At 54.3% G+C, this 21,298-nt stretch carries 18 protein-coding genes and 1 pseudogene; 10 read left to right on the top strand and 9 right to left on the bottom strand.

The window, feature by feature from the left end; all coding sequences use genetic code 11:
• Positions 1 to 56: 56 nt before the first annotated feature.
• Complete coding sequence (locus J4E53_RS05765; RefSeq protein ID WP_103308171.1) at positions 57 to 1,898, top strand: integrase arm-type DNA-binding domain-containing protein; 1,842 nt, start codon at positions 57 to 59, stop codon at positions 1,896 to 1,898.
• Positions 1,899 to 2,536: 638 nt separating this feature from the next.
• Here J4E53_RS05765 and J4E53_RS05770 read toward each other — a convergent pair.
• On the bottom strand, positions 2,537 to 3,688 hold the full coding sequence (locus J4E53_RS05770) for an HNH endonuclease signature motif containing protein (protein ID WP_146042599.1): 1,152 nt from the start codon (positions 3,686 to 3,688) through the stop codon (positions 2,537 to 2,539).
• A gap of 580 nt (positions 3,689 to 4,268) precedes the next feature.
• On the opposite strand from J4E53_RS05770, the gene J4E53_RS05775 reads away from it, so the two are divergent.
• From J4E53_RS05775 to J4E53_RS05790, 4 genes are all read left to right on the top strand, one after another.
• Entirely contained in the window at positions 4,269 to 5,399 is a 1,131-nt protein-coding gene (locus J4E53_RS05775) for an SIR2 family protein (protein ID WP_103308173.1), read from the top strand.
• The gene (locus J4E53_RS05780; RefSeq protein ID WP_103308174.1) at positions 5,399 to 7,168 is read left to right on the top strand and encodes an ATP-binding protein; all 1,770 of its coding nucleotides are present in this window, start codon (positions 5,399 to 5,401) and stop codon (positions 7,166 to 7,168) included. Before J4E53_RS05775 ends, J4E53_RS05780 begins: the two co-directional genes overlap by 1 nt.
• A gap of 411 nt (positions 7,169 to 7,579) precedes the next feature.
• Positions 7,580 to 8,758 carry a DUF3800 domain-containing protein gene (locus J4E53_RS05785; RefSeq protein ID WP_103308175.1) on the top strand — a complete coding sequence of 393 codons (1,179 nt, stop codon included), beginning with the start codon at positions 7,580 to 7,582 and terminating at the stop codon, positions 8,756 to 8,758.
• 92 nt (positions 8,759 to 8,850) lie between these two features.
• On the top strand, positions 8,851 to 10,080 hold the full coding sequence (locus J4E53_RS05790) for a restriction endonuclease (RefSeq protein ID WP_158249650.1): 1,230 nt from the start codon (positions 8,851 to 8,853) through the stop codon (positions 10,078 to 10,080).
• Between the two features lie 352 nt (positions 10,081 to 10,432).
• Here the strand turns inward: J4E53_RS05790 and mobH are convergent, their stop codons facing one another.
• The gene (gene mobH, locus J4E53_RS05795; protein ID WP_103308177.1) at positions 10,433 to 12,163 is read right to left on the bottom strand and encodes a MobH family relaxase; all 1,731 of its coding nucleotides are present in this window, start codon (positions 12,161 to 12,163) and stop codon (positions 10,433 to 10,435) included.
• A 231-nt stretch (positions 12,164 to 12,394) separates the two neighbouring features.
• On the opposite strand from mobH, the gene J4E53_RS05800 reads away from it, so the two are divergent.
• Complete coding sequence (locus tag J4E53_RS05800; protein ID WP_096480588.1) at positions 12,395 to 12,589, top strand: hypothetical protein; 195 nt, start codon at positions 12,395 to 12,397, stop codon at positions 12,587 to 12,589.
• A gap of 132 nt (positions 12,590 to 12,721) precedes the next feature.
• On the opposite strand, the gene J4E53_RS05805 is transcribed toward J4E53_RS05800, so the two are convergent.
• Together J4E53_RS05805 and J4E53_RS05810 are read right to left on the bottom strand one after the other, a co-directional pair.
• The gene (locus J4E53_RS05805) at positions 12,722 to 13,684 is read right to left on the bottom strand and encodes an ArdC family protein (RefSeq protein WP_103308178.1); all 963 of its coding nucleotides are present in this window, start codon (positions 13,682 to 13,684) and stop codon (positions 12,722 to 12,724) included.
• Positions 13,685 to 13,815: 131 nt separating this feature from the next.
• Positions 13,816 to 14,145: a hypothetical protein gene (locus tag J4E53_RS05810; protein ID WP_103308179.1), complete on the bottom strand. Its 330-nt coding sequence runs from the start codon at positions 14,143 to 14,145 to the stop codon at positions 13,816 to 13,818.
• A gap of 452 nt (positions 14,146 to 14,597) precedes the next feature.
• Between J4E53_RS05810 and J4E53_RS05815 the strand changes: the two genes are divergently transcribed.
• Positions 14,598 to 14,996, top strand: coding sequence for a DUF3742 family protein (locus tag J4E53_RS05815; protein ID WP_103308180.1), 399 nt, complete (start codon positions 14,598 to 14,600; stop codon positions 14,994 to 14,996).
• Here J4E53_RS05815 and J4E53_RS05820 read toward each other — a convergent pair.
• The 5 genes from J4E53_RS05820 to J4E53_RS05840 all read right to left on the bottom strand — a co-directional run bounded on the left by J4E53_RS05820 (position 14,985) and on the right by J4E53_RS05840 (position 19,554).
• Positions 14,985 to 16,526 (bottom strand): conjugal transfer protein TraG N-terminal domain-containing protein, encoded by a 1,542-nt coding sequence (locus J4E53_RS05820; RefSeq protein ID WP_103308181.1) that lies wholly within the window; start codon positions 16,524 to 16,526, stop codon positions 14,985 to 14,987. The genes J4E53_RS05815 and J4E53_RS05820 overlap by 12 nt on opposite strands.
• Positions 16,527 to 16,536: 10 nt before the next feature.
• On the bottom strand, positions 16,537 to 16,845 hold the full coding sequence (locus J4E53_RS05825; RefSeq protein ID WP_103308182.1) for a hypothetical protein: 309 nt from the start codon (positions 16,843 to 16,845) through the stop codon (positions 16,537 to 16,539).
• Positions 16,846 to 16,848: 3 nt separating this feature from the next.
• Entirely contained in the window at positions 16,849 to 18,231 is a 1,383-nt protein-coding gene (locus tag J4E53_RS05830; protein ID WP_103308183.1) for an integrating conjugative element protein, read from the bottom strand.
• A complete protein-coding gene (locus J4E53_RS05835; protein ID WP_103308184.1) occupies positions 18,228 to 19,184 on the bottom strand; it encodes a TIGR03756 family integrating conjugative element protein in 957 nt (318 codons plus the stop codon). Before J4E53_RS05835 ends, J4E53_RS05830 begins: the two co-directional genes overlap by 4 nt.
• 115 nt (positions 19,185 to 19,299) lie before the next feature.
• Positions 19,300 to 19,554 carry a helix-turn-helix domain-containing protein gene (locus tag J4E53_RS05840; RefSeq protein ID WP_027603217.1) on the bottom strand — a complete coding sequence of 85 codons (255 nt, stop codon included), beginning with the start codon at positions 19,552 to 19,554 and terminating at the stop codon, positions 19,300 to 19,302.
• Positions 19,555 to 19,714: 160 nt separating this feature from the next.
• On the opposite strand from J4E53_RS05840, the gene J4E53_RS05845 reads away from it, so the two are divergent.
• From J4E53_RS05845 to J4E53_RS05855, 3 genes and pseudogenes are all read left to right on the top strand, one after another.
• Positions 19,715 to 19,972 (top strand): LasR-specific antiactivator QslA, encoded by a 258-nt coding sequence (locus J4E53_RS05845; RefSeq protein WP_103308201.1) that lies wholly within the window; start codon positions 19,715 to 19,717, stop codon positions 19,970 to 19,972.
• Between the two features lie 97 nt (positions 19,973 to 20,069).
• Positions 20,070 to 20,690 carry a hypothetical protein gene (locus tag J4E53_RS05850; RefSeq protein WP_103308185.1) on the top strand — a complete coding sequence of 207 codons (621 nt, stop codon included), beginning with the start codon at positions 20,070 to 20,072 and terminating at the stop codon, positions 20,688 to 20,690.
• Between the two features lie 253 nt (positions 20,691 to 20,943).
• Positions 20,944 to 21,224 (top strand): annotated as a pseudogene (locus tag J4E53_RS05855) (ATP-binding protein); the annotation flags it as partial.
• Between the last annotated feature and the right edge of the window lie 74 nt (positions 21,225 to 21,298).

The following is a 21,298-nucleotide window of genomic DNA, read 5'->3' on the forward strand; positions in this document are numbered from 1 at the left end:
GAGCAGATTGTGTAGCGAGATGAGCATCTGGCCCTGACTCTGTTCAGGAGCTCGCGATGGCACTCTCAGAAATGACAGTTCGGCATGCCCGAATCACTGGTAACGACTACACCCTCGGTGACAGTGATGGTCTCACACTCAATGTGACGGCCAGAGGCGGAAAAGTCTGGCTCTTCCGCTACTACTGGGCAGGCAAGCAGAAGCGCATGTCCTTGGGTTGTTACCCACAAATCTCCCTCAAAGAAGCGCGTACACGACGTGACGATGCGCGCGCCCTGGTCGCCCAAGGTATCAACCCTTATGAGCATCGTAAACGACAGCGGCTTGCTGTTCATACTGCGAAGGAGCATACCTTCGAGGCCGTGTTCAATCAGTGGGTAGAGTTCCGCAGGCTCAGCTTGAAGGAAGGGCGCCAGAGCACGCTCTCGCAGATCTTGAGAGTCTTCAGTAAAGACGTCCTACCCCTACTGGGTGGGCGGTCCATCTACGATATCAATCGTCACGATCTGCTGGATTTACTGAGCAGGATCGAACAGCGCAAGGCCTTAACGACCGCCGAAAAATGCCGGACTTGGTTCAACCAATTGTTCCGCTATGCGCTGGTGAAGATCGAGGGGCTGGAACACAACCCAGCTTCAGACCTCGATGTGGTTGCACTCCCCAAACCTCCTGTTACGCATAATCCATTTCTTCGTATGGACGAGCTCCCGGCATTGATGGCTGCTCTTCGAAGCTACGGTGGCGCCAACCAAACTCGGCTTGGCCTTCGGTTGTTGCTGCTGACCGGTGTCCGCACGGGCGAATTGCGGTTGGCAACACCCGACCAGTTCGATCTGGAGAAGCGGTTGTGGGTGATACCCGCGGAGGTGGTGAAACAGCTCCAGCTAGCCATGCGAAAGCCAGGTAAGCAGACCCAAAATGTACCGCCTTATATCGTGCCGTTGTCGGTTCAGGCTCTGGAGATTGTGCGTCACTTGCTGGAACAGGTTGTCCCCGCACAACGCTACTTGTTTGCGCATCGAAGCGATCTGAGCAAGCGTATCAGTGAGAACACGCTGAATGGCGCGTTGCGTCGGATGGGGTATGCCGATCAACTCACTGGTCATGGGATGAGGGCGACGATCTCGACGGCGCTGAACGAGATCGGATACCCGAAGGTATGGGTGGATGCTCAGCTTTCTCATGCTGATCCGGATAAGGTGAGCGCGGCCTACAATCACGCGGAATACGTCGAGCAGCGCCGGACGATGATGCAGGATTGGGCGAACCGCCTGGATCTGTGGGGGCAGGGCCAGCTGAAAGCGGCAAGCTCTCCGCTTACTATTCGTTTAGAGGGCGCAGCTTCGTTACCTTCGTTGGAAAGCGCGAACACAAACGCCGTTCTGTACAGCAGCGGCTTCCCAGCGACGACGGTCTCAGCCTCTAAAAAGTCCGTCAGCAACGAACCGGTCCTTAACGCGGATCAGTATTCACCTGTCCTACCTGCTTCAACGCAGACTGAACAGCTGCGCGAACCCCAAGTATCTGAGATACAACGTCAGCGCGCCGAGATGCTAGCCACCTATGAAGCTTCGAATAATTTGCCGCTGCTTGTCTTCGCCAAACTGGCAGGCAAATCCCGAGATCAGATCAACCGCGATATCAAAGCTCGGCGCCTGTTGTCCCTGAGCCTTGGGAATCGCGGTCAGCGCATTCCTGATTGGCAGCTTGATCCACTGCGGCACAAGTTGGTACTTGCTGCGTTAGCGCGGTTTCCGGATGTCGATGCATGGAGGCTTTATGGCGCCCTTTGTAAGCCTCATGAGCGATTAAAAGGTCGCGCGCCAATCGATATGCTCAATATGGAAAATTTCGACGGGACCGCACAAATCGTTTGCAGTGCGCTGGGTTCAAGCTGAGGTGCTGTCTTCGTGCTGTGATAACGGATGTCGCTGCTTGCTTGGGTCCATCTAGCTCGGGCTGCCCTAAATTCGTGGACTTCACGAGTTGCCTGAGGTGCGGCGGAGATGTTCGGCAAGAGGCTTCTATTGCGCAGGAAGACACCCTTTGGCAATATCTCGCTCCCTCCCTCTCTTGTCAGCTCTCCATCCCTCTCATTTGGGGGCTGCGCCTTGGGGATGGCGGGTAACCACCCGGCCTCGTGCCGGGTTTTTTATTCGTTCGGCAGGCACGGCTGGCGGACAAACTTGGAATATCCAGCTACCCCATGTATGGGGTGCTAAAGGAGAGTGTTCGAATCACTCCGTCCCGACCATATTTTTCAATGTCTTAGCCCAATCTGAAAAGATTGGGCTAAGACATTGAACTCCAGGAATGGCGCGCTACGCGCAAGCCCAGGTGTGAGGAGGTGACAGCTTTGGCACTGGTGAAGGAGTCGGCGGGAAGAAACGGGATTACCCTAGTCATTCCTATTGACTGAGCAGTTGCCGCTACAACCTCCATGCCTGTCAAGGAGCTTGGTGTGTGTCGGTGCACCGAGCACTTACCAGGTACAAAGGTGAGTTTGAAGCGTCAAGCCGGGCAGCCCTCGACCAAGTCAAAATACAGCATCGAATTGGCTCATATCGATGTCAGAATCATCATCTCTTTGGTGAGGTAGCCCGGAATCGTGAAGGCTTTGCTCGTACGTCCGTCCCTTCAAGTCGGAAGAGTCGTTTCTAATTGCCAACACCGTCCCAGCAATATGCAATCCACCATCCATACGCCGGATCTGCTTGACTTGAATAAGGCTACCAACCGACTGTCGACCTGTTAGCCAAAGACTCCAAGCGGACACTGAGGTAGCTTCGGCCGAGTCAAATACGAAGCTAATAATTACGTGATTTGCTGTTCGCGTACCTCTGCGTAGAGCGATGCCCACTGGTGCTGGCAACTCATCTGAGAATGAGTGAGCACCTTGAACAAATATGATGTCGCCGGGCGCAATCGTGCATCCCAGCACGCTTCGGTCGAGGTGGTCTGAGATGTTCCTGAGAACGACGTCCTGCATTACGGCCGCAAACAGCGCAGTAACATAATAGTAAAGCTGTATTCGATCTGAGTCCGCGTACATAAAGCTGCCAGCTGTCACCCTCTTCACGACCGCCCCTGCTTGGTCACAGACCCCCGCCGTGATTGCCTGCTGAAAGCCCGATACAGCAGTGGGGTCTACTCCCAACCCCTGCGCCAACTCGAACAGACGCAGATGATTAAAGTAAAGCCAGTTATCAAGCTGAAGCTGACTTCCTTGCTGAATAGCCAGGGCATCATCTCGTACAACCTGCTGTTCCCATTGAGCCTTGAGGCTTGAAATACGTGATGACGTCAGATTCTGTTCAAGCTGCCGATTCGTATGCGCCTCTCCATGATGGATAGTGCACAGTACCGCTAGATTCGGCGTTGAGTGATCACGACTGGTAGACCACTCGTTAATATGGTGCACAATAATTGGCCTTTGAGGATCACGGCAGACACAGCAAACCCAGCGGTTGGCAAACAAGACTTTGACAAGATCCTCCTGAGGTATCGCTGGCCGGGTTCCGCCGTATATAGCTGCGATTTGCTCTGCATTCAGTCCAAGCGCTGACAACGCATTTTCACTCGAAAGCTTTAGCTTCGCCAATGTCTGACCTGCGCACCGTAGCCTTGCGGCCGTCTCACTATCGAAGCCGCGCGCCATGAGAGCTTTTTCAGTTGGATTATTCGTCATGCTCGAGACTATAGGCCATGAGCGAGCTCATGGTGAAGCAAGACAGCAAGCCAAACGGCTGCGTCGAATCACATACTGGTCTAGGTCGTTCCGACATTAACTGCTGAAGTGGCGAAACGTCGGAACACCTGAGTGTCTCGGTGCCAAAGAAAACGCAAAAAGGAGTATTCCGCCGATATTTTCGAGTGCCAAACATCGTGCAAAGGAGTGCCAAATCCGGCGCGTCCTTACACCAGGGCCGCTTTCGTGTGCGTTGAGCGTGGCTGCCGCACCTCATGCCAACAAGACCTGTTACTGACCTGTCAGGCTCTATGACATGACCCGTAATTCCCCGAGAATAAAATGGCTACAAGGCGTCAAGGCTGATGGTTAAAGTGCACCTCGTTGGTGAGCAGGAGGTCGGTGCCGCGTCTGGCTTGCTCCGAACGCTGCTGCCGGGCTGGCAGTGCCATGAGAAAGACATGAGGCCATTAGTAGACACTATGGTGGCAAAACAGTAGCGTGCAGGGCAGGCCTCTCCAGAACGGTTACAGGAGGCGCGGAATAGGAAAAGGCTCAAGGCCGAATGACAGGAGGTTGCATGTTTGAGCCCATAGAAGCACTGGATATCTACAACAAAAATGTCAATATTCTGATCGGCTCTGGTGCTTCGGCGGATTTGTTTCCCACTTTGGGATTGCAGATTAAGGATGTGCTTGGCAACTGGGAGACGATCGAAACGCTGTCGACAAAGTATGCACTGCGCCCAGAGAAGAACGCGGCGCTGTTCATGCACTATTACAACACGTGCATTCATCCGGTTCAGACATTTTCTCCATCAGCGATTGCCACGGCTGAGGGACTGGAAAATCTTGATAATTACGAAGTTTTTTTGCGTACGCTATTAGGTTTTCTGGACAGAAGAAAGGATGTCAATCGCAAGATCAACATCTTCACCACCAACTATGATGGCTGTCTGGCGCACGCCGCTGATCGCCTGCTGGTGAGAGGGACGCACGAATTTGTCGTGAATGACGGGACTTCAGGGTTTCACAAGAAGCATTTGCACGCGAAAAACTTTAACACCTTTCAATGCCAGACCGGTGTTTTCGAGCGTGCCGCGTACGGCGTCCCGCAGCTCAATATTATTCACCTGCATGGCTCGGTCTACTGGAAAAAGAGCGGGGACAAGATTGAAGTTAGTTACAAGAATGACTTCAAAAACCTTCTCAGCCCGCACGTCATAAACAAAATTTCGGATCTCTCAAAGTATCTGACCACAGAAGGGGGCGTCACGGACGAGATTCCGTTGGTAAAGCTTACCCACAATCAGATGGAAAGATTCTGGTACGAGTACAATAAGCTTCCAATCGTGAACCCCACAAAGTGGAAATTTCACGAGACGGTTTTTGAAGAGCATTACTATCAAATGCTCAGACTACTCAGCTACGAACTGGAACGGCCCAACTCGATCTTGATTACATTCGGGTTCTCCTTTGCGGATGAGCACATCTTGAAGCTCGTTCAGCGCTCGCTGTCGAATGCCAAGCTGCAGACGTTTGTCTGCGCATACAGCCAACGAGGCGCACAGAAAATGCGCGACGAGTTTGGCGCGTGGAGAAACGTCAAGGTCATTGGCCCGCCCGAGGGGGCTGACTTGAATTTTGCCAATTTTAATAAGCATGTGCTTTCGCTCAGCCCGCAGGCCTACGTGCCGGGAGATGCTCACTGATGGTCATCCGGGTAGGTGAGGTTATTGCCGTCAGCGGCGTCAGGATTACTCTGAGGATATTTGAGGATTCCAACCAGGAAACCCTATTTCACGAGGGTAAAAAGTATAGGGGGGTTTCAATCAGAGAGCATTTGCTGATTCAACGCGGGTTCATCGATATTGTATGCCTAGTGGAAGGTGAGTATCTGGATGAGCGCAAGCTTGACGAAACCGCAGAAAAAACTTCCTACATCAGGAAGGTGGATGTTCGGCCCGTCGGTTACGTGGCTGACAATAAGTTCTATGAAGGCGTGAAATACATGCCGATGATCAGGGATAGTGCCTCTCTCCTCAGTGAGGAGATGGTAGGGAAGATCTACGGTGTGAATGATGGGGGCAGCTTTACCATCGGCGCGATGCTCAAAGAGAATATCCCTATCAGCCTTCCGTGGACACGGCTATTTAACAGTCATCTGGGCATTTTTGGTAACACCGGCAGTGGGAAGTCGAACACGCTGGCCAAATTATATACGACTTTATTTCGGGAGAAACTTGCCGGGTTAAAAGGGAAGAGTCAGTTCGTCATTATTGATTTTAATGGTGAATACACTGGAGGCCAGATCCTGGCCACCCAAGATAAAAAGGTTACGGTTTTAGACTCCAAGAATGGGGCACAAAAATTCACGCTGGAAAGTGCTCATTTCTGGGATGCGGAAACCCTCAGCCTGCTTTTTCAGGCAACCACCAACACTCAGGCACCGTTTCTCCGACGGGTTCTGTCGGGGAGGGAAAAGTTTAAAGACCTGCCGCTCTCCCATTTTCTGGAAAAAACGTTTGAGCGAGTGTTTGCTGCTGCTGAGCCTAAAGCGGAGGCGCTGGAGTTAACACGCGAGGTCGCCCGGATTATAGGCTCTGAGGCATTGCAGCACCACTTGGCAGGGGTAAAATACCATGCGCAGAACAAATACTTCAGAGCGCTGGAAGGGCACTACTACGATTCTGATGGGAAAGCATTTGCTGCCTTTTTGAAGCCTTTCCTTGCCGCACATGTAAAACTGGATGCGCTGGACCAATTCGATGAGCTGCTTTTGCGTTGCTATCTACAGCTCTGCGGTGATGTGGTGATGGGCTATGCACAATACGAACATATCCAACCCGTGTTGGCCAGGGCGAGGTCTTCTCTGGCGGGATTGCGCAACGTATTGCATATCATCGATGCACCACCCCCTCCCTACCTTCTGCACGTCATTTCACTGAAAAAATGCAAGAACGATGTGAAAAAAATTCTGCCAATGCTCATTGCAAAGAATTTTTATGTGAATCACAAGGAAGCAGAAGGGTTGAACAGCCCACCGACTAAAACCCTGCACTTGATCATTGATGAGGCACACAACATCCTCTCCGAGCAATCAACACGAGAGCATGAAATCTGGAAGGATTATCGACTGGAGTTGTTTGAGGAGATCATCAAGGAAGGAAGAAAATATGGCGTGTACCTGACGCTCTCCAGCCAGCGACCTGCGGACATCTCTCCTACTATCGTCTCTCAAATACACAATTTCTTCATTCATCGCTTGGTGAACGAACGCGATTTGATGCTTCTGGATAATACAATCAGCACATTGGACGCTTCGTCTAAATCATTGATACCCACGCTAGCTAAAGGGTGCTGTGTACTTACTGGAACGGCCTTTGATTTACCGATGATCCTGAAGATAGATCCTCTGCTTGAAGGGCACAGGCCTGCGAGCGATGACGTTAATCTTGAGGCACTGTGGGCGAACCATTAGCTTTTTCACGCGATGACCCACGGATTGGCATGGCCAAAACGCTGATCCGCGGCCGGCAGCCCTTCGTGATTTTTGTACGTAAATACAACTCGAGCTTGACGGCTCCGCAGGGATGAAGGACGTCTGCGCATGCCGTCTCCAATTGGACAGGCCTTTACTTCGCTTCAACTCGATTTTGGTCAAGCAAGATCGTTGTGTGCTTGAGCAGGAGGATCGAGTGACGGAGCTCATCTCAATGAGGCGCTGGCACGCGTGTCTGAATACTCGTAGACGAAGGCGGACAGGTGAGACTTCTACGCGAACTATGCTTGGTGGCACTTGGCGATAATTCGTGCCGCTGCTCGTGTCGAGGTGGGTTAAAGTGCATCAATGGCTAAGCAAAGCCTCCCGAGGCATGAAGGAGTATCTGGGTTGGAAAGGACTTATGCATTTGTCGACGAATCCGGAAATCATGATCTAGAAACCTCGAAGCAAGGCAGCTCCGGATTCTTTGTTGTGTGCTCAGTGCTTGTTACTGAAACCGGCTTGGAAAGAGCTTATGAGCTCGCTGAAGCGCTCCGGGTGCGGCATTTCCAGACGGGTGAGATCAAATCCAGCAAAGTTAAGGTCAAGGATACAGAGCGGCGTGTCCGCATTCTGAGTGACCTGGCAGAGCTTCCTCTAAAGCTCTACTTTACGGTCGTCGACAAGTCGAGGGTGTACCGAGATGGGGGGCTTCAGTTCAAAAAGTCCTTTATTAAGCACATCAACGGCATGCTCTATGAGCGGCTCTTCATTGACCGCCCAAACCTCCAGATGACCGTCGATGAACACGGTGGTGCAGAGTTTCAGGAGAGCCTGAAAGCTTATGTTCAGGCCCGTTACGTCGATGATCTGTTCGGCGATGATCAATCCTTTCAGACCAAGAGCAGCAAAAACGATGTCCTCATACAGGTAGCAGACTTTTTCGCCGGTTCGGTCGCCCAAATCTATGAGGGAAAGGCTGGCGAGGAAGTCGTTAAAGCCTATAAAAGAATATTGCGTGATCTGACGCTAGGTCTCGTTGAGTGGCCTCCGAAATATCAATCGCTGCTTGCTGCTCCTGCCGACGATTCTCAGTACGCAGATTATCGAGTGCATCAGGAGGCACTTAAACAGGCAGATCAGTTCATCGCTAAGGTTGGCAAGCATCCTGACGAAGACGAACGCTTACAGTGCTGTATCCTTGACTACCTTCGGTTTCAAAGCGAGTTTGTCAGTAGGGATTACGTGACGATGGGTGACATAAAAAGTCATTTGGCTGATCGTGGATTCGGCGATCTCAGCGACCAGAAAATCAAGTCAAGCGGGATTGCCAAACTTCGCGATTCCAATGTGATCATCACCAGTGCATCCAAGGGGTACAAGATTCCGCAAACACGGGCTGACATCAATGATTTCCTTAGAATGACATCTGGGCAAATTGTGCCGCAGTTGGAAAGAATCAAGAGGGCTCGTGATGTCTACATGCTGAGCAGCCGAGGGGAGTACGATATTTTGAAGGCGGCGAATTTGCCAGAGCTTGAGAAGTTGCTAGCCTCACTTGAAGTGCTTGGAGATGGTGACCATTAGTCCTGAATGGCCGCCCCTACCATGTTGCGGCTGATGGAGTGGAAAAATGAACTTGTCGATGCACGATGGATAGTGCCGGAAAGAGTATTTTGATGACATCGGCCAAGGTGAAATATGTACAAGAGGGTGGGCGATTGAGCGCATACACGGATCGTGACCTTGAGCGGAAAATCGTAGCTGCCCAAAAGGACTTACAAGCCTGGGCTGTCACCAACGATCTTTGGCATGATAGCGGGTTTACCTCCTATGCCAAGCGCGTACAAGCAGAGCCTGGCGAAGGGGCGGTGGCTTTCATTCTCTACAGCAGTGGAGAGCTTGCACGCATGCTTGATGAGGATCTAGATCCGAAGCTTCGAGCGGAGCTTGATGAAATTGCTGACTCGCATGGTTTCTGGTATGACAACTACGACGGCTGCTCCTACTACTTTTACGCCACAACCGAAGCACTCCAAGAAGCCTACGACCAATTCTTTCACTGGAAATGGGTCTGCAGTCTGATCATCGAAGATTTCGGCGATATCTACGCTGAGCTCTATCAGTATTTTCAGGCTCGCCCTGAGCGGCTTTACAATCTGCATCACCGCGAATTCGAAATATTGCTTTACCGCGTATTCCAGAGCTTGGGATATGAATCAGAGTTGGGGCCGGGAGTTGGAGATGGAGGGGTTGACGTCAAACTACTTCAGCGGAGTCCGTTGGGGGATACCTTGGCTTATGTCCAAGCTAAGCGATATGCCCCTAACCGGCCCATAGGCCTTGAGGCTGTGCAAGCATTGCGTGGGGCGGTAGCAAACGATGGCGCTGACTTGGGCATATTTGTCACCACCTCCCGTTATTTACAGGGAGCGCAGAACTTTGCACATCGATCATCAGGAATACTGGAGCTGAAGACCTCTGCAGACGTTGCTCAGTGGTGTCAGCAAGCGCAGGCGGGCATTGTCCAAGACAAGTCCGTATTAGTTTCGGATGCGCATCTATTATCTATTCTGCGTCGTATTGAAGATGGAAGTCACGCGTTAGTCGTTCATGCTCACACTGGGTATCGAACAATCGGAAACAGCTTTGCACTCGTGCTTAAGGAGACCAAACACGCGGCTCTCCTCATGAGTCTGCCACGGCGGATTATCAGCCAGGATTCCCATGGACTTGAGGGGCATGAAATCCCAATGTTGGATAAACAGATACTGACTGCCAAAAATGCAGATACGGTCTTCCGCGCAAAACGGAAATTGGATGATCAGGGGCGGGTGAGCTACTGGGATGGGCAAAACCTCTATTCGACCTGGAATCGGCAGCCGAGTCGCTTCAGCCATTTAGACTGAGTACTCTGCGGGGAACTGGTTTGCCATTGCGGCTAGCAGCGACAATAATAAATAGCTCCTCATTTTTGGGTCCTCCTTACCTGGTTTCATGCAGTGGCCGGGTTTGATGCCGTTTCACGTGGCTAACAAATTCAGAATGCGGGTTTCAATGCACATCCCATCCCCTTTGTGTGCACTAGCGGAGCCCGCCATGGTATCAATGCCAGCTTGATTCGAAAGTGGGTACTTACTGCGTTCAGTCCGTCATTAAACATTATAGGTAGCTGAGAGGCTGCAAGAGTATGGTCCAGTGGCGGGTGTTCCAGCGTCGACTTTGCGTGTTGAGCTCTTTTAGGGGCTACGGACGTTTATGCTATTCCACTTTAAGGAAAGGATTGTCGGCAGGTACCGGCCCAGTTTCGAACAAGAGTGCTGGATTTTCTAGCAAATAGCCTTTGAGGGTTCCTTTTTTCCGTGGACCTTCTACCTGACAGATCCAGATGTTCAAACCATCGTCGCGCTTTTTGTGGGTCTTCAGTTTCTCGAACTGCTTCTGCACCCATCGCCATTCCTCACCTGCAGAATCGGCCCCCAGTGAGATGCACGGAAACTCTTGAATGTAGCGCTGAAAAAGGCCAGGCGTGACCAGGAACACTGTACCGCCCACCGTGTGAATTTTAGCTTTGCTGTCATTGATGATCAGCTTGTGACTCCGGATGCCTTCCTTGACCCAATTCAGGAATACCTGGCCTGGGTCATCCGATGGAAGCGTTGAAGTTTTGTCAGCACTTTCGGACAGTGCAGCAGTGGCCTCACGTTCTTCCAACTCGAACATGTCCAGCAGCGAGCCGAGGTAATCGGCATCCTCTAGCGCCATGGGTTCCGGCTGCGGTTGGCTATGGTCTGATCCTACACGGACTGTCTCGGGCGCTGGTGTTGGTACCAGGGTATCAGTATCAGTTGAGTGGTCATGGGTTGCAATGCTCACCGTTCCGCTGAAAGCCTCGGGGCGGTCTTCGCTCCCCCAAATCAACGCCGGTTGAAGGCGCAAAAAGGTAAAGGTCTGCTGCCAGTTTCCTTGTGCCACAAGCGCGGTCCAGATGGCTTTGCCTTCCGGCGTGGACTCAACCAATCCATGCGACTGTAGCTCGTCAAACACCGCGAGGTTGGACGAGGGAATGCCTTCAATTGACTGCGATAGCAGATAAGCTCGCAACTTATCTGTGACCGTCTTGCTGACCAGCCACAGGGCATCCCGGGTCAGCCATCCCGCGGCACCTGGCTGGTTGAGTTTCAGTTCGTGCTGAACCAGATGGCGCAGTCCGCTGATCAAGTGATGTTGCAGCGAATGAATCGGTGCTTGCAGCGCCTTGCTTGGGTTACCACCGATGTTCTGTGCGGTAGAAACGCGATCGGCCTGAATTACCAATTCGCCGAGCACGCCAGCACGTTCGTACTGGCCCGCCAGGACATACAGCAGACTGCCCCACAGTGACGGAAATCCACTGAGCCAATCGAGGATTGAGCGGTCGAGAATCTGGGTGTAGAGCAAGCCTGCGGCCGCGCCGTGCAGGTGGTAGTCGCGCCCCTTGAGGTAGCGGAAACGATACGGCTGATCCAGGGCCCCCTGCCAAGGATGCCAGACACGGCCATTCTGGCGTTCGACCAGCAGGTCCACGGCGATCTTGCCGATGTCATGGAGCAACGCGCCATAGGCGATGCCTGCGGACCAAGCGTCGGTCTGAGCGGCTTGGTCTTCGGGTGCGGCGCCGGTGGGAAGCAGATACGACTGACGCAATTTCAAACTACAAGCGACCAGCTCCAACCCATGGTCGAGCATGCCGCCAAGATAAGCATGGTGGTGCGTCTCGCTGGCTGGAAGCTGCTGGACCAACTCGGCGTATCGATGGATCGGATTTAAATAGAGCTGGCTGAATTGCGGATGGGAGAGGGCGGTGTACTGCCAGATGCGATCGAGCAACTGGCGGCGGTGCTCGGCTGCTAACAAGCTCTGGGGCGATTCGACGGGCAGGTAGCCTTCGGCGAGGTTTACGGTGGGTGGCGGAGGAGGTTTTTGCCTTTTTTGACGAAACAGACTGAGCATCGCGGCCTCCAGGGAAATGGCGGAATCAGTGGCCTTTTAGCCTTTTCGGATAGGGCTCTTACCCTTGAATCCCCATTCCCCTTCCGACCCTTGCTTGTCCTTTTGCCGTGTACCCCTTTATGCGGCAATCGGAATATCGATTTGTCCTGGTGACGTTTTGTTGGATGCGCATGCTGGTACGAAAAAGGAAAGTGTCGGTACACTGCGGTGCGAATTTTATCGGGTCTTGCCATGAACCTCACTGACGCCACGCTCGTGCTGCTGCTCGCAGCTCGTATCCATGGAACAGACGAAGCCGTCAGGGCCTCGGCGAAAAGCGTGGTCAAGAAGCTTCCGCGCAGCAAACGCGATCTGATCTACAAGGTGATCGACAGTCGAAGTCCACTCGATCTGGTGGATTACCTGGCGGAGAATCTGGATACGTAGCGGCGTACTGCAGTTACGGGATTACCTCATGTTCTTTGCGTCAGAGCTCCGCAGTGTGGGGATTTTCTGAGTATAAAAAAGGGTCCAGCTCGTGTTGGACCCTATTAAGCGCTTGCAGTAGTGAGGTGGCGATCAGGCGCCATCGTTCAGGCATCGCGAGCCATCCATTCCCGACTGCTTCCGTTGCTGTTCCAGGTTAAGCACATACTCCGAGGCGCATCGGGCCTGACCACTGGCTCGGAAAATCGCGCGGTTATCAGCCTTGAGCAGGCCGAGCCAGGAGTCGATGTAGCCCTCGTGCCGAAGCTCTCCCTGTATACCGGCATATGCACATAAAAAAGCGGCACCCATTTCGGCGATCAACTCTTCAAATGCATAACCTGGCGAGCCGAATGGGCAAGGTGTGGTCACGCCTTCACGCTGCAACCGAGAGTGGTGTCCGGTCCAGTGCGTCAGCTCGTGAAGTGCGGTGGCGTAGTACCCACCTTGATCGTGAAATTGCGCTTTTGTTGGCAGTTGGATGAGATCCCTGATCGGGTGGTAAAAGGCTTCGTCGGCAGTTCGATGAATGATGTTTGCGCCCGAACTTAACAACAGATCTTCCGCAGCGCTGTTGGGGAAGAAGGGATCGCTCGGTTCCGTCTCGTGCAAGGTTTCGTTGAGCGTTTCGAGCCCCTCCGTTTGCTCGATGTTGAACAGAAAATGCGTCTTGAGAATCCCGAAATGAGCGACCTTGGGCTGACCGTTCTCATCAAGTACGGGTTGACCTGACTCGGTCTGTTCCTCGCGCTCCATCGGCTTGTAGAGCACTGCCAGGGTGCTGTGCTCACCCTTACGGATGTGCCCGCCAGCTTTTTTGGCTTGGTTGAAGGTCAGCCAGCGATCTTGAGTGAACCTCTGCAATCTGGCCTCGGCCCAGAGCAACGGCAAATTGATGCCCGAATAGGGGCGCTGTGTGATGGCGTTGATAGGGTAGGGTTGGTGATGACTGACGTCGGCTGAGCCACTTGAGGACCAGGGTTTGATCCAGGGGGCTACGCCTTGGTCTAACGCGGCAACGATTTTGTCAGTCACGTCTTGGTAAATATTGCGCATGGCATTTTCCTCAAAAAAACGGAGGAACGCCTTGCCCGTCGGGGGAGGGTTCCCCGGTGGGTTTTGGTTGGATTGGTGCAGGACTGCGCACAGCCTGAGTTGTATCAGTAGGTGGGTATGGCCGTTTGCGCTCAGCGTGGCTGCTCTTGCGCAAGCGCTATCAGCAGGACGTCAGGTTGGTCTAATGCCTGAAGCAGACTGAGGCTCAGTCGCAGCAATGGGTCATGATCTGCATCACTCGCTGAGGCTAACTTGGCGACCTCGAACACCACGTAGGGTGCGTTTGGATCGGCCAGGTGAGCTTTGAAGGCTGCCCGTACCACGTTGCTCAGCCTATCGAGCTGCAGCTTTTCAGGATGATTTGAGTCGTCGAGCAATACTGCGTGTTGCCACGCGTCTGGAGTAAACACAACGGGCAAGCGCAGCGTGTTCAGCGTTTCTGATGTGAGTAAATCGGACATGGTGTACCTCCGTTGAAGGCGCGAAGAAACCTGTCCCGTGCGGGAAAGAATTTCCCGCGGTGGGTTGAAGAAAAAACAAAAGGTTTTGGGGCGAGCAGAGCTCGAAAAGCGCTCAGAAGGGCAGTAGGCGTTCATCACCGTATAAAACGATGATCGTGCGAGCTACCGAACGCTAATCGCACTTGGGGGAACCATCACCGGAGTGACGTAGCTTTGAAGGCTCTGGCTACCTGGGAAGGAGCTGTCGATAACAGCGGTCCGTATTCTCTATGTAGCTGGATGATTTGGATGGGTCAACGGCTATAGAGGCGCTGTTGCGCGAGGTGGGTCTTCTGTCTTCCAGTGAAGAGTTTTAGACCGAGCAAGCTGATAAACGGTTAAGCGTGGGCGGTTTTCAGTAGTAGGCTGTACTCTCGATTTCCACTGGAATACGCTCAGAAGAGGGCGCAATCATGCCGGCTCAGCAGCCAGTTCAAATTTCCCGTGCACACCGCTGGGCATATGCATGCGGTATGTCGGCCAAACGTGGTTATCGCAGGTTGAAAGGATTTGAATCTCGTGTAGCCAAGCGTGCGGTGGCGGTGGGTATGCCTGCCGGTGGGCTATTGGTTCGCGGGAGCTTTCTGATTACGAAGCTGGCATTCGTTCTTGGATTGCTCTTTATCGGTTTCTGGCTGGTCGCTTCTGTGGTGACGATGATTGCTGTAATTGGGCTTCTGGTGTCCAAAGCTGCCATTGACGCGGATATTAAAGAGGCGGCACCCGGGCCAGACTACCTTGGTGCCGACCTCTACATCGGTGACTTCGACGACAACGGGCATTACATCGGCGACAGCAAATCATCTAATTGAGCGGCTAGCCGCCCCCACTATTTGATCCGTACCTTTGCTTGCTGAATCACTTGCTGCTTTGCTGCCGTTCGCCAACATGCCTTGAATCCCGTTTCCTACTGCATATCCTGTCCAGCTCATAGCTCCAAGGAACAGCATAGGCAGTACGATGAACATCGCCCCCATCACATACTCAATCACCTGCGCCGTGACGGTTCCGTCCATAAAGCCGGATGTGGGGAGGGATAACAGCACCTGATTGGACGCTGACACCTGGTTGTACAAGGTATCGAGCATGCTGGAGTCGACCCAGCGGGCCAATTCCCACCAGAAGGTCAGCATGTGCAACGTAAACAGTGCGAACGTCACCGTCATGACAGTCTTTAGCTGGTAGGTACTGACCAGCAGGATTAGCGGCAAGCTGATGATGACGCCCATGATCAGGAAAGCCTGCACCATGGGCAGGGCGGCGCGTAGCGCATTCATCGCCGGGAAGTTGCTAAAGGAGCCGAGGGCCAGCCCAGTGTTGGTCGCCAGGTTATTGAGCCCCTGATTGATCGACCCACCGCGAGCACTGGAGCCATAGTCCTGGTACACCTGTCCGGGCGACATGGACATCGATTGTTGGCGCGGGCTGACCAGTTCGCGCAAGGTAGCATCTTCGATCTCGTTGCTTGAGCGGCCAGTCAACCAGCCTTTCAGCTGGGTCAGCAGCGAAGGATCGACTTGCTCGATCAAGCGCGCTCGCAACCCGATACCGCTATCACTCCACCACTGTTTGCAAGTGGGGTAGCCTGCGCCATTCTCCAGCCGTGGCAATGAAACATCGCGGGTTTCATCATAGGGCCAGCTGACTCGCGGTGTCCGTGAGCGATCGGTGTCGTAGTAGCCCGGAGTGTCGAGAAAATAGCTTGAGCCGATCCAGGACGCATCATGACTTTGTGCCTTGTCCAGCTGCGGACGATTGGTGAACAGCCGAGAGCGGGAATAGCCGTAGCAGTCGCGAGTGAAGTCGGCGATTTCCTGTAGCAAAACCTGATTATCGATGCGCGAACTGTCGATCTCCATGCGCATCTGCCGGATATCCGGTGCGCAGGGGATGGAGGCGGTGGCCGCGGCGGACACTCCTTTGCTCAAGGCGTGAACCAGAAACCACCAGATCGGCACGTTGGCAGAGCGTTCGCCGATAGTGTTAAAAGTGATCCCCCAGGCGGTTTCATCTGGCTTGGCCACACTGACACCGCATCGTTGGCTCGCTACGTCATCGAACGCCATTGAAGAGAGGTTTAGCGGAAAGACCGGCGCGCAGCCGAACAATACGACGATGTAAGCCAACCAAAGCCGGTTTTCGATTCGAGGCACCGAGAGCAATCCCTTGTTGCCTTCATCCGCGCCTTGCTGGCGGGCAGACAACCATTCTTGCAAGATGATCGCGCCGAAGGGCGCGGCGAACAGTCCAGTGTCGGACAGGACGTTCCAGATACCGTTGTTGATGATCCAGGCCAGCAGGGAGAGGTAAAACTCCAAGTAGCTGTTGGTGCTCATGAGCATGATGGTGACCTCACAATCGGGTGAGCTCGACGACGCTCAAGAGCACAAGCCCTAATACCCCGATGCGCTTTACGCGCAGTCGATCCTGTGGTCGATGTCGGTGGCGCCGAAGCAGGTCCCACCAGACCGCAAAGAGAGCGCCGTAAAGCAGGGCGCGCCACCACCGCAGGTATGGTCGTGCGGATTCGAAGGCCTGTTGCCAGACGTCGAAGCTACCTAAAAGAGTACTGCTGATCCATGCGACCAACGCGACGGTCAGGATCATCACCGCGGCAATCCCCAGACTCGAAAGCAAAGTGAATAGCGCTGAGCGTTTCATGGCTCACTTGTTCCTGGCGTCAGCATCATTGAGTCGGCCAGGCTCGGGGTCGCCTTGTTCGACGGTACGCGAAGAATCGGCACCTCCGGCATGTCGATCGAGTACCAGGCTGGCGGTATTGGTAGCCAACATTTGCCGGATCTGCAGCTCGGTCTGCAGCAGGCGTATTTCACGCTCCAGAGTGTCGATGTTTTTCGTCAAGGCCGTTTGGGCCGGTTCGGCGGAAGCGATGTTCGGTTCGTGACTGCCTGCCAGCAGTGTGCGTAGCAGCAGGAGCGCTTTATCGAGCACACTGGACAAGGCTGTCTCGCTGGCCAGGCGGCGTACCAGCAGGTCCTGGTCGGGATCGTCGCGCAAGGCTTCGATCACGCCCCGGGTCACCGGCAGCATTGGGCTAGAGGCTTTGGCCAGATTGTCAGGGGTAGGCGACAATGAGCCGGACAAGAGTCCTTGCAGGGCCTTGAGACGTTCGCTGTACGCCTCCTGGATCAGCGGCGTCAGTCCGCTGCCAGCGGTAGCCCGCAGAGTCTCGCAGGTGTCGCAGGTTGCGACTTCGGTCTCGCCCAACACTCGAACAGCCCATTCGGATTCCTCTTGGGGTGAGGTCCATGCCTGGCAAATAGCGCCGCCCAGGCAATCACTGCTACTGATCGAGGCGCTGTCATCCACGGACCGGTTATGCAGCAGGTTATAGCCCGCGCGCACCACATCGGAGGTTGCCCGGATGGGTGTTTGTCCGCTACCTCCAGCCTTCTGCCCGCCGACCCAAGACACCCCATTGTTGCCGTTACGGGCCTCGGTATTTTTCACCGCAGCCACCGCATCACCGCCGGTTTGTTCGAGGTTGCCCTGCATTTCCTGGTTCTTGGCCAATGCGCCCCAGCCGGCTTGACCGACCTTGTCCGCCATCTTCTCAGCCATGACCTGGCAGGTCAGCTTGGAACGGTCGAAGTCGATACGCCCCTGCATCACTCCGTTGCTCAACAACTCATAGAGACCCGGGTTGGCACGCTGGATGATCAACGCCGGCAGCGACATCACTGCTTGGGTCGCGTTCTGCACAATGCTGCCCATGATCTGCTGGAACCCTTCGGTGACGCCGTTCAACTGGTTTTGCAGGGTGTTGGTGAGGCTCATGTTTCCGCACATCATGTTGGCTTGCCATGAGCCGCCGACACCGAGCCCGTTGGGGCGATAGAGCGAGCTCGGCGAGCCCGCTGCCGAGCCGCCACCGATGGTGTACATCACCCGGTCGTCGAGCACTTCGCCTTGAGTGCCTAGACGGTAATCGTCCTCGGCGGCGTGGGCATGCGTGGCCACGGCGAGCAGCCCGCAGAGCAACAAGCTCATCGGGCCCAAGCATGATCCTGCGAGAAGTCGACTCATGACGTACCACCTTCGAAGTCGATGCTGAACAGGAAGGTCTGTCCCTCACGCTTGCAGCAGCTGTAGGGACGCCATAGCGACCAGGCGTAGCCGCCATCCGCGCTCTGCACCGGATCGCTGGGGAAGATGGCACATGTGGGGTGAACCAGGGGGGAGAGCAGTTGCCATTTGTGGGTTGAAGCGTCGTTTTCAACGATTGGGCCAGGCGGCCAGTAACCATCGCGTGGTAAGGGTGTGAGTGGGACATACACGTGCGGTTGCCAGTTGCGGGTAATGACGTCACCCGCTCGCTGCGCCATCACTGCAGCGGCTTTGAAGTCGTCGGGTTGCACCAAAAATCCTTGCCGGGGATAGACGTTACCCCACATGTTTCCCGCGAGCTGACGACCGATTTCACGGATTCCCGGCACGAGTGACTCGGGATAGAGGCTTTCCGGGATGCCATGACGCCAGGCCAGTGAGTCCCAAGTGCTCAGGTAGTAGGGCATGAACGCCGTGGCACCGCTGGCGCAGGCGTAGCCGGATTGCGAGGCAAGTTGCGTGGCGGCCCAGCCACCGGGATGGCCGATGCCATCAACGTTTTTGAAACGAGGCAGGTTGTCGCGTTGCGTGTTCGGCGTGATCAGGTTACCACCACCTTCCGCACCGCTGATGGGAGAGGAGAGTGCGGCCATCTCGGTCCAAGGATTGGCACCGGTGGTGGCATAGCTCGAGACCACCAGCTCAGGAATGAAGTGACGAACCTTGGTTGAGGTTTTCACAGTGCAGCCGAAGGGGGTGCAGAGCAACCAGAAGCAGATGCCGACGGCCTTGTATTCGAGACAGTCCGGAGTGAGCACGGAGGCGGCAATGCTGCCGGTATCCAACGCTACGCTTGGCCCGGATGCCAGCAGAATGCTCAGCACCAAAGGATGCAACTTCTGGGGCGAAATGTGTGGGCAGGCAGCAGACATGATCCAGGCTCTGGGTGTATGGCCTGGACAGGTTCAATGATCGAAAGGAGGGTGTCAGTGAGAAAGCCGAACGCAGGATTGTCGGTTTACAGCGACCTTCTAGATCAGCAGATGGTCATTCAGCGCTCAGCGTACGAGCAAGCGCGTCAGACTCGATGAGTAACTGATCCGTTTTGATCTCGAAAATGTTGGCGAGTTTGCAGAGGACCAATAGCGACGGGTTGCCTACCCCTCGTTCGATTTGACTCACATAGGTACGATCCACCTCGGCCATGAGCGCCAATTGCTCCTGGGTAAGGTTCTTCACGCGTCGCATCGAGCGGATGTTTTCCGCGAGTTGCAGACGGAGCTGTTCGAAGTCTTGAGTCATGCGCGCAAACTGCGCCTTGAGGGACTCTCAATCCACGGGATATAGTCTACATTGGCTTGAGTCGGGCTCTTTTTTGATGCTTAAGCGAAGTGCCAGTTTTGTTTCTATGCTGCTTGGAACAGACCCAGCATTAATAATTAAATCGAAAGCTAAGGTGTCTATGGACGAAAATTACGTTTCAATTCCGGCGGCGGACGGCTGCCCGAGTCTTTTGACGCCGTGGGGCAGCGAATTTGCGCCCATGATCGAACGTGGCGTCCAATGCGCCCAGGTCTGGCTCGATACGCCCGGTGAGATTCCACTGTGGTGGGAGCTGGCGCAAACACGCAAGACCTTTCCTGTCGGTGACTGCCAGGATGCTTTTGAAGCCGGATTTTTGTTGAGAATTCAGCAGCGGCTTCGAGGTGTGTCTAAATGACTTTGTGCGCGAGTACCTGGTGTTGTTAGCCAGGGTGATGCGGCGGCATTTCATAGAACCTTGCGGTTTCAGGGATCGGAGCAAAAGGAGATGGACCATGACCGTGTTTAACGTGAACTTCGCTGTCGATGACATGGAAGGCAAGACCGTATTGGTCTTTCTCAAACCGCAACAGCCACAGCGTAACTACCGAATTCACGCTTGGCAGGTATTGACCGGTTTGGCTGGCTCCACCGAGTCATTCAGCTACGAGGCGATCATCGAAACCAATGTGACTACAATCGATGAAGCTGATAGCCCGATTGTGCCGGGGCGTCAGGGTATTTCGCCTGGTACGCTCTTGCAGGCGATCAGTCCGAGCGGAGTGTCGCCGTATTTGGAGCCGGTCCCGATATCGCTGGCGAGGGAGAAACTGACACCAGAGCAGTGTGGGGTGATCAACAAGATCAACCCTTACATGCAGTTTGACTGCAACTGGTACGTCAACGGACACCCGGTGGTGACCATGCCCAACGTGGATTCGTCGATGACGGTGAGCTTCGAGTACCTGCCGTGCTTCTACTTCATGGTGACGGCACCACCGATAGTCGGTCAGACGTACATCGTGCAGAACTTCTCTGACATGACTCAGTACATACCCCCCATTACCGCCACTGAGGTGGATGTCATCCTGACTCGTCCCTACGGCCTGTGGAACTTCGACTTCAGTGCCAAATGACCCAGGCTCGCTACGGCGCACGGTTCCGTCACGTGTTCACTTCCGGGAAACGGAAATGTCACTTCTTGATCTGACCCATAGACGGGAAGCCAGGCTTCCCGTTCCTCCGCCCAGTGCTGTCAACCGATCTTCCTCTCCAACATCGAGTCTATCCGCAGTTGTGCCCGCTTAATCAGATGCCCACACCTACTGTAGCTTTGTGATTCGGACCGCTCTGGTTACCGGGACTCTCATAGGCCGTGGCCGTGGCCGCGTCCGCTACCTGTGTCTGCCGCGCCTAATGGAGGAGCTGAGCCTGGCCCATGGCGATGCGCAACGGCGCGATATGCATGAGCTGCTGGACGACCGCTACGGCAACCGCTCGCTGGTCACCAGCTAGATGCCAGTGAAAAAATAGCATGCGCTGAACGGCGATCCGATTGGGCGACGCGATCCTCGACCGGCTATTGCATAACGCTTATCGAATCGAACTGAAGGGGGGAATCGATGTGCAGGCGGGCAACGAAATTGACGGCAATAGGAACTTCAAGCTAACAATGCAAACCTGTGTCGCTGCGCTCCGGCTACCTGTCTGAAGGCGCGTGAAACGAGTGTCCGGACGTTGGTGG

The sequence above is a fragment of the Pseudomonas sp. FW305-28 genome (assembly GCF_017351395.1).
Classification (GTDB): Bacteria; Pseudomonadota; Gammaproteobacteria; order Pseudomonadales; family Pseudomonadaceae; genus Aquipseudomonas; species Aquipseudomonas fluorescens_AA.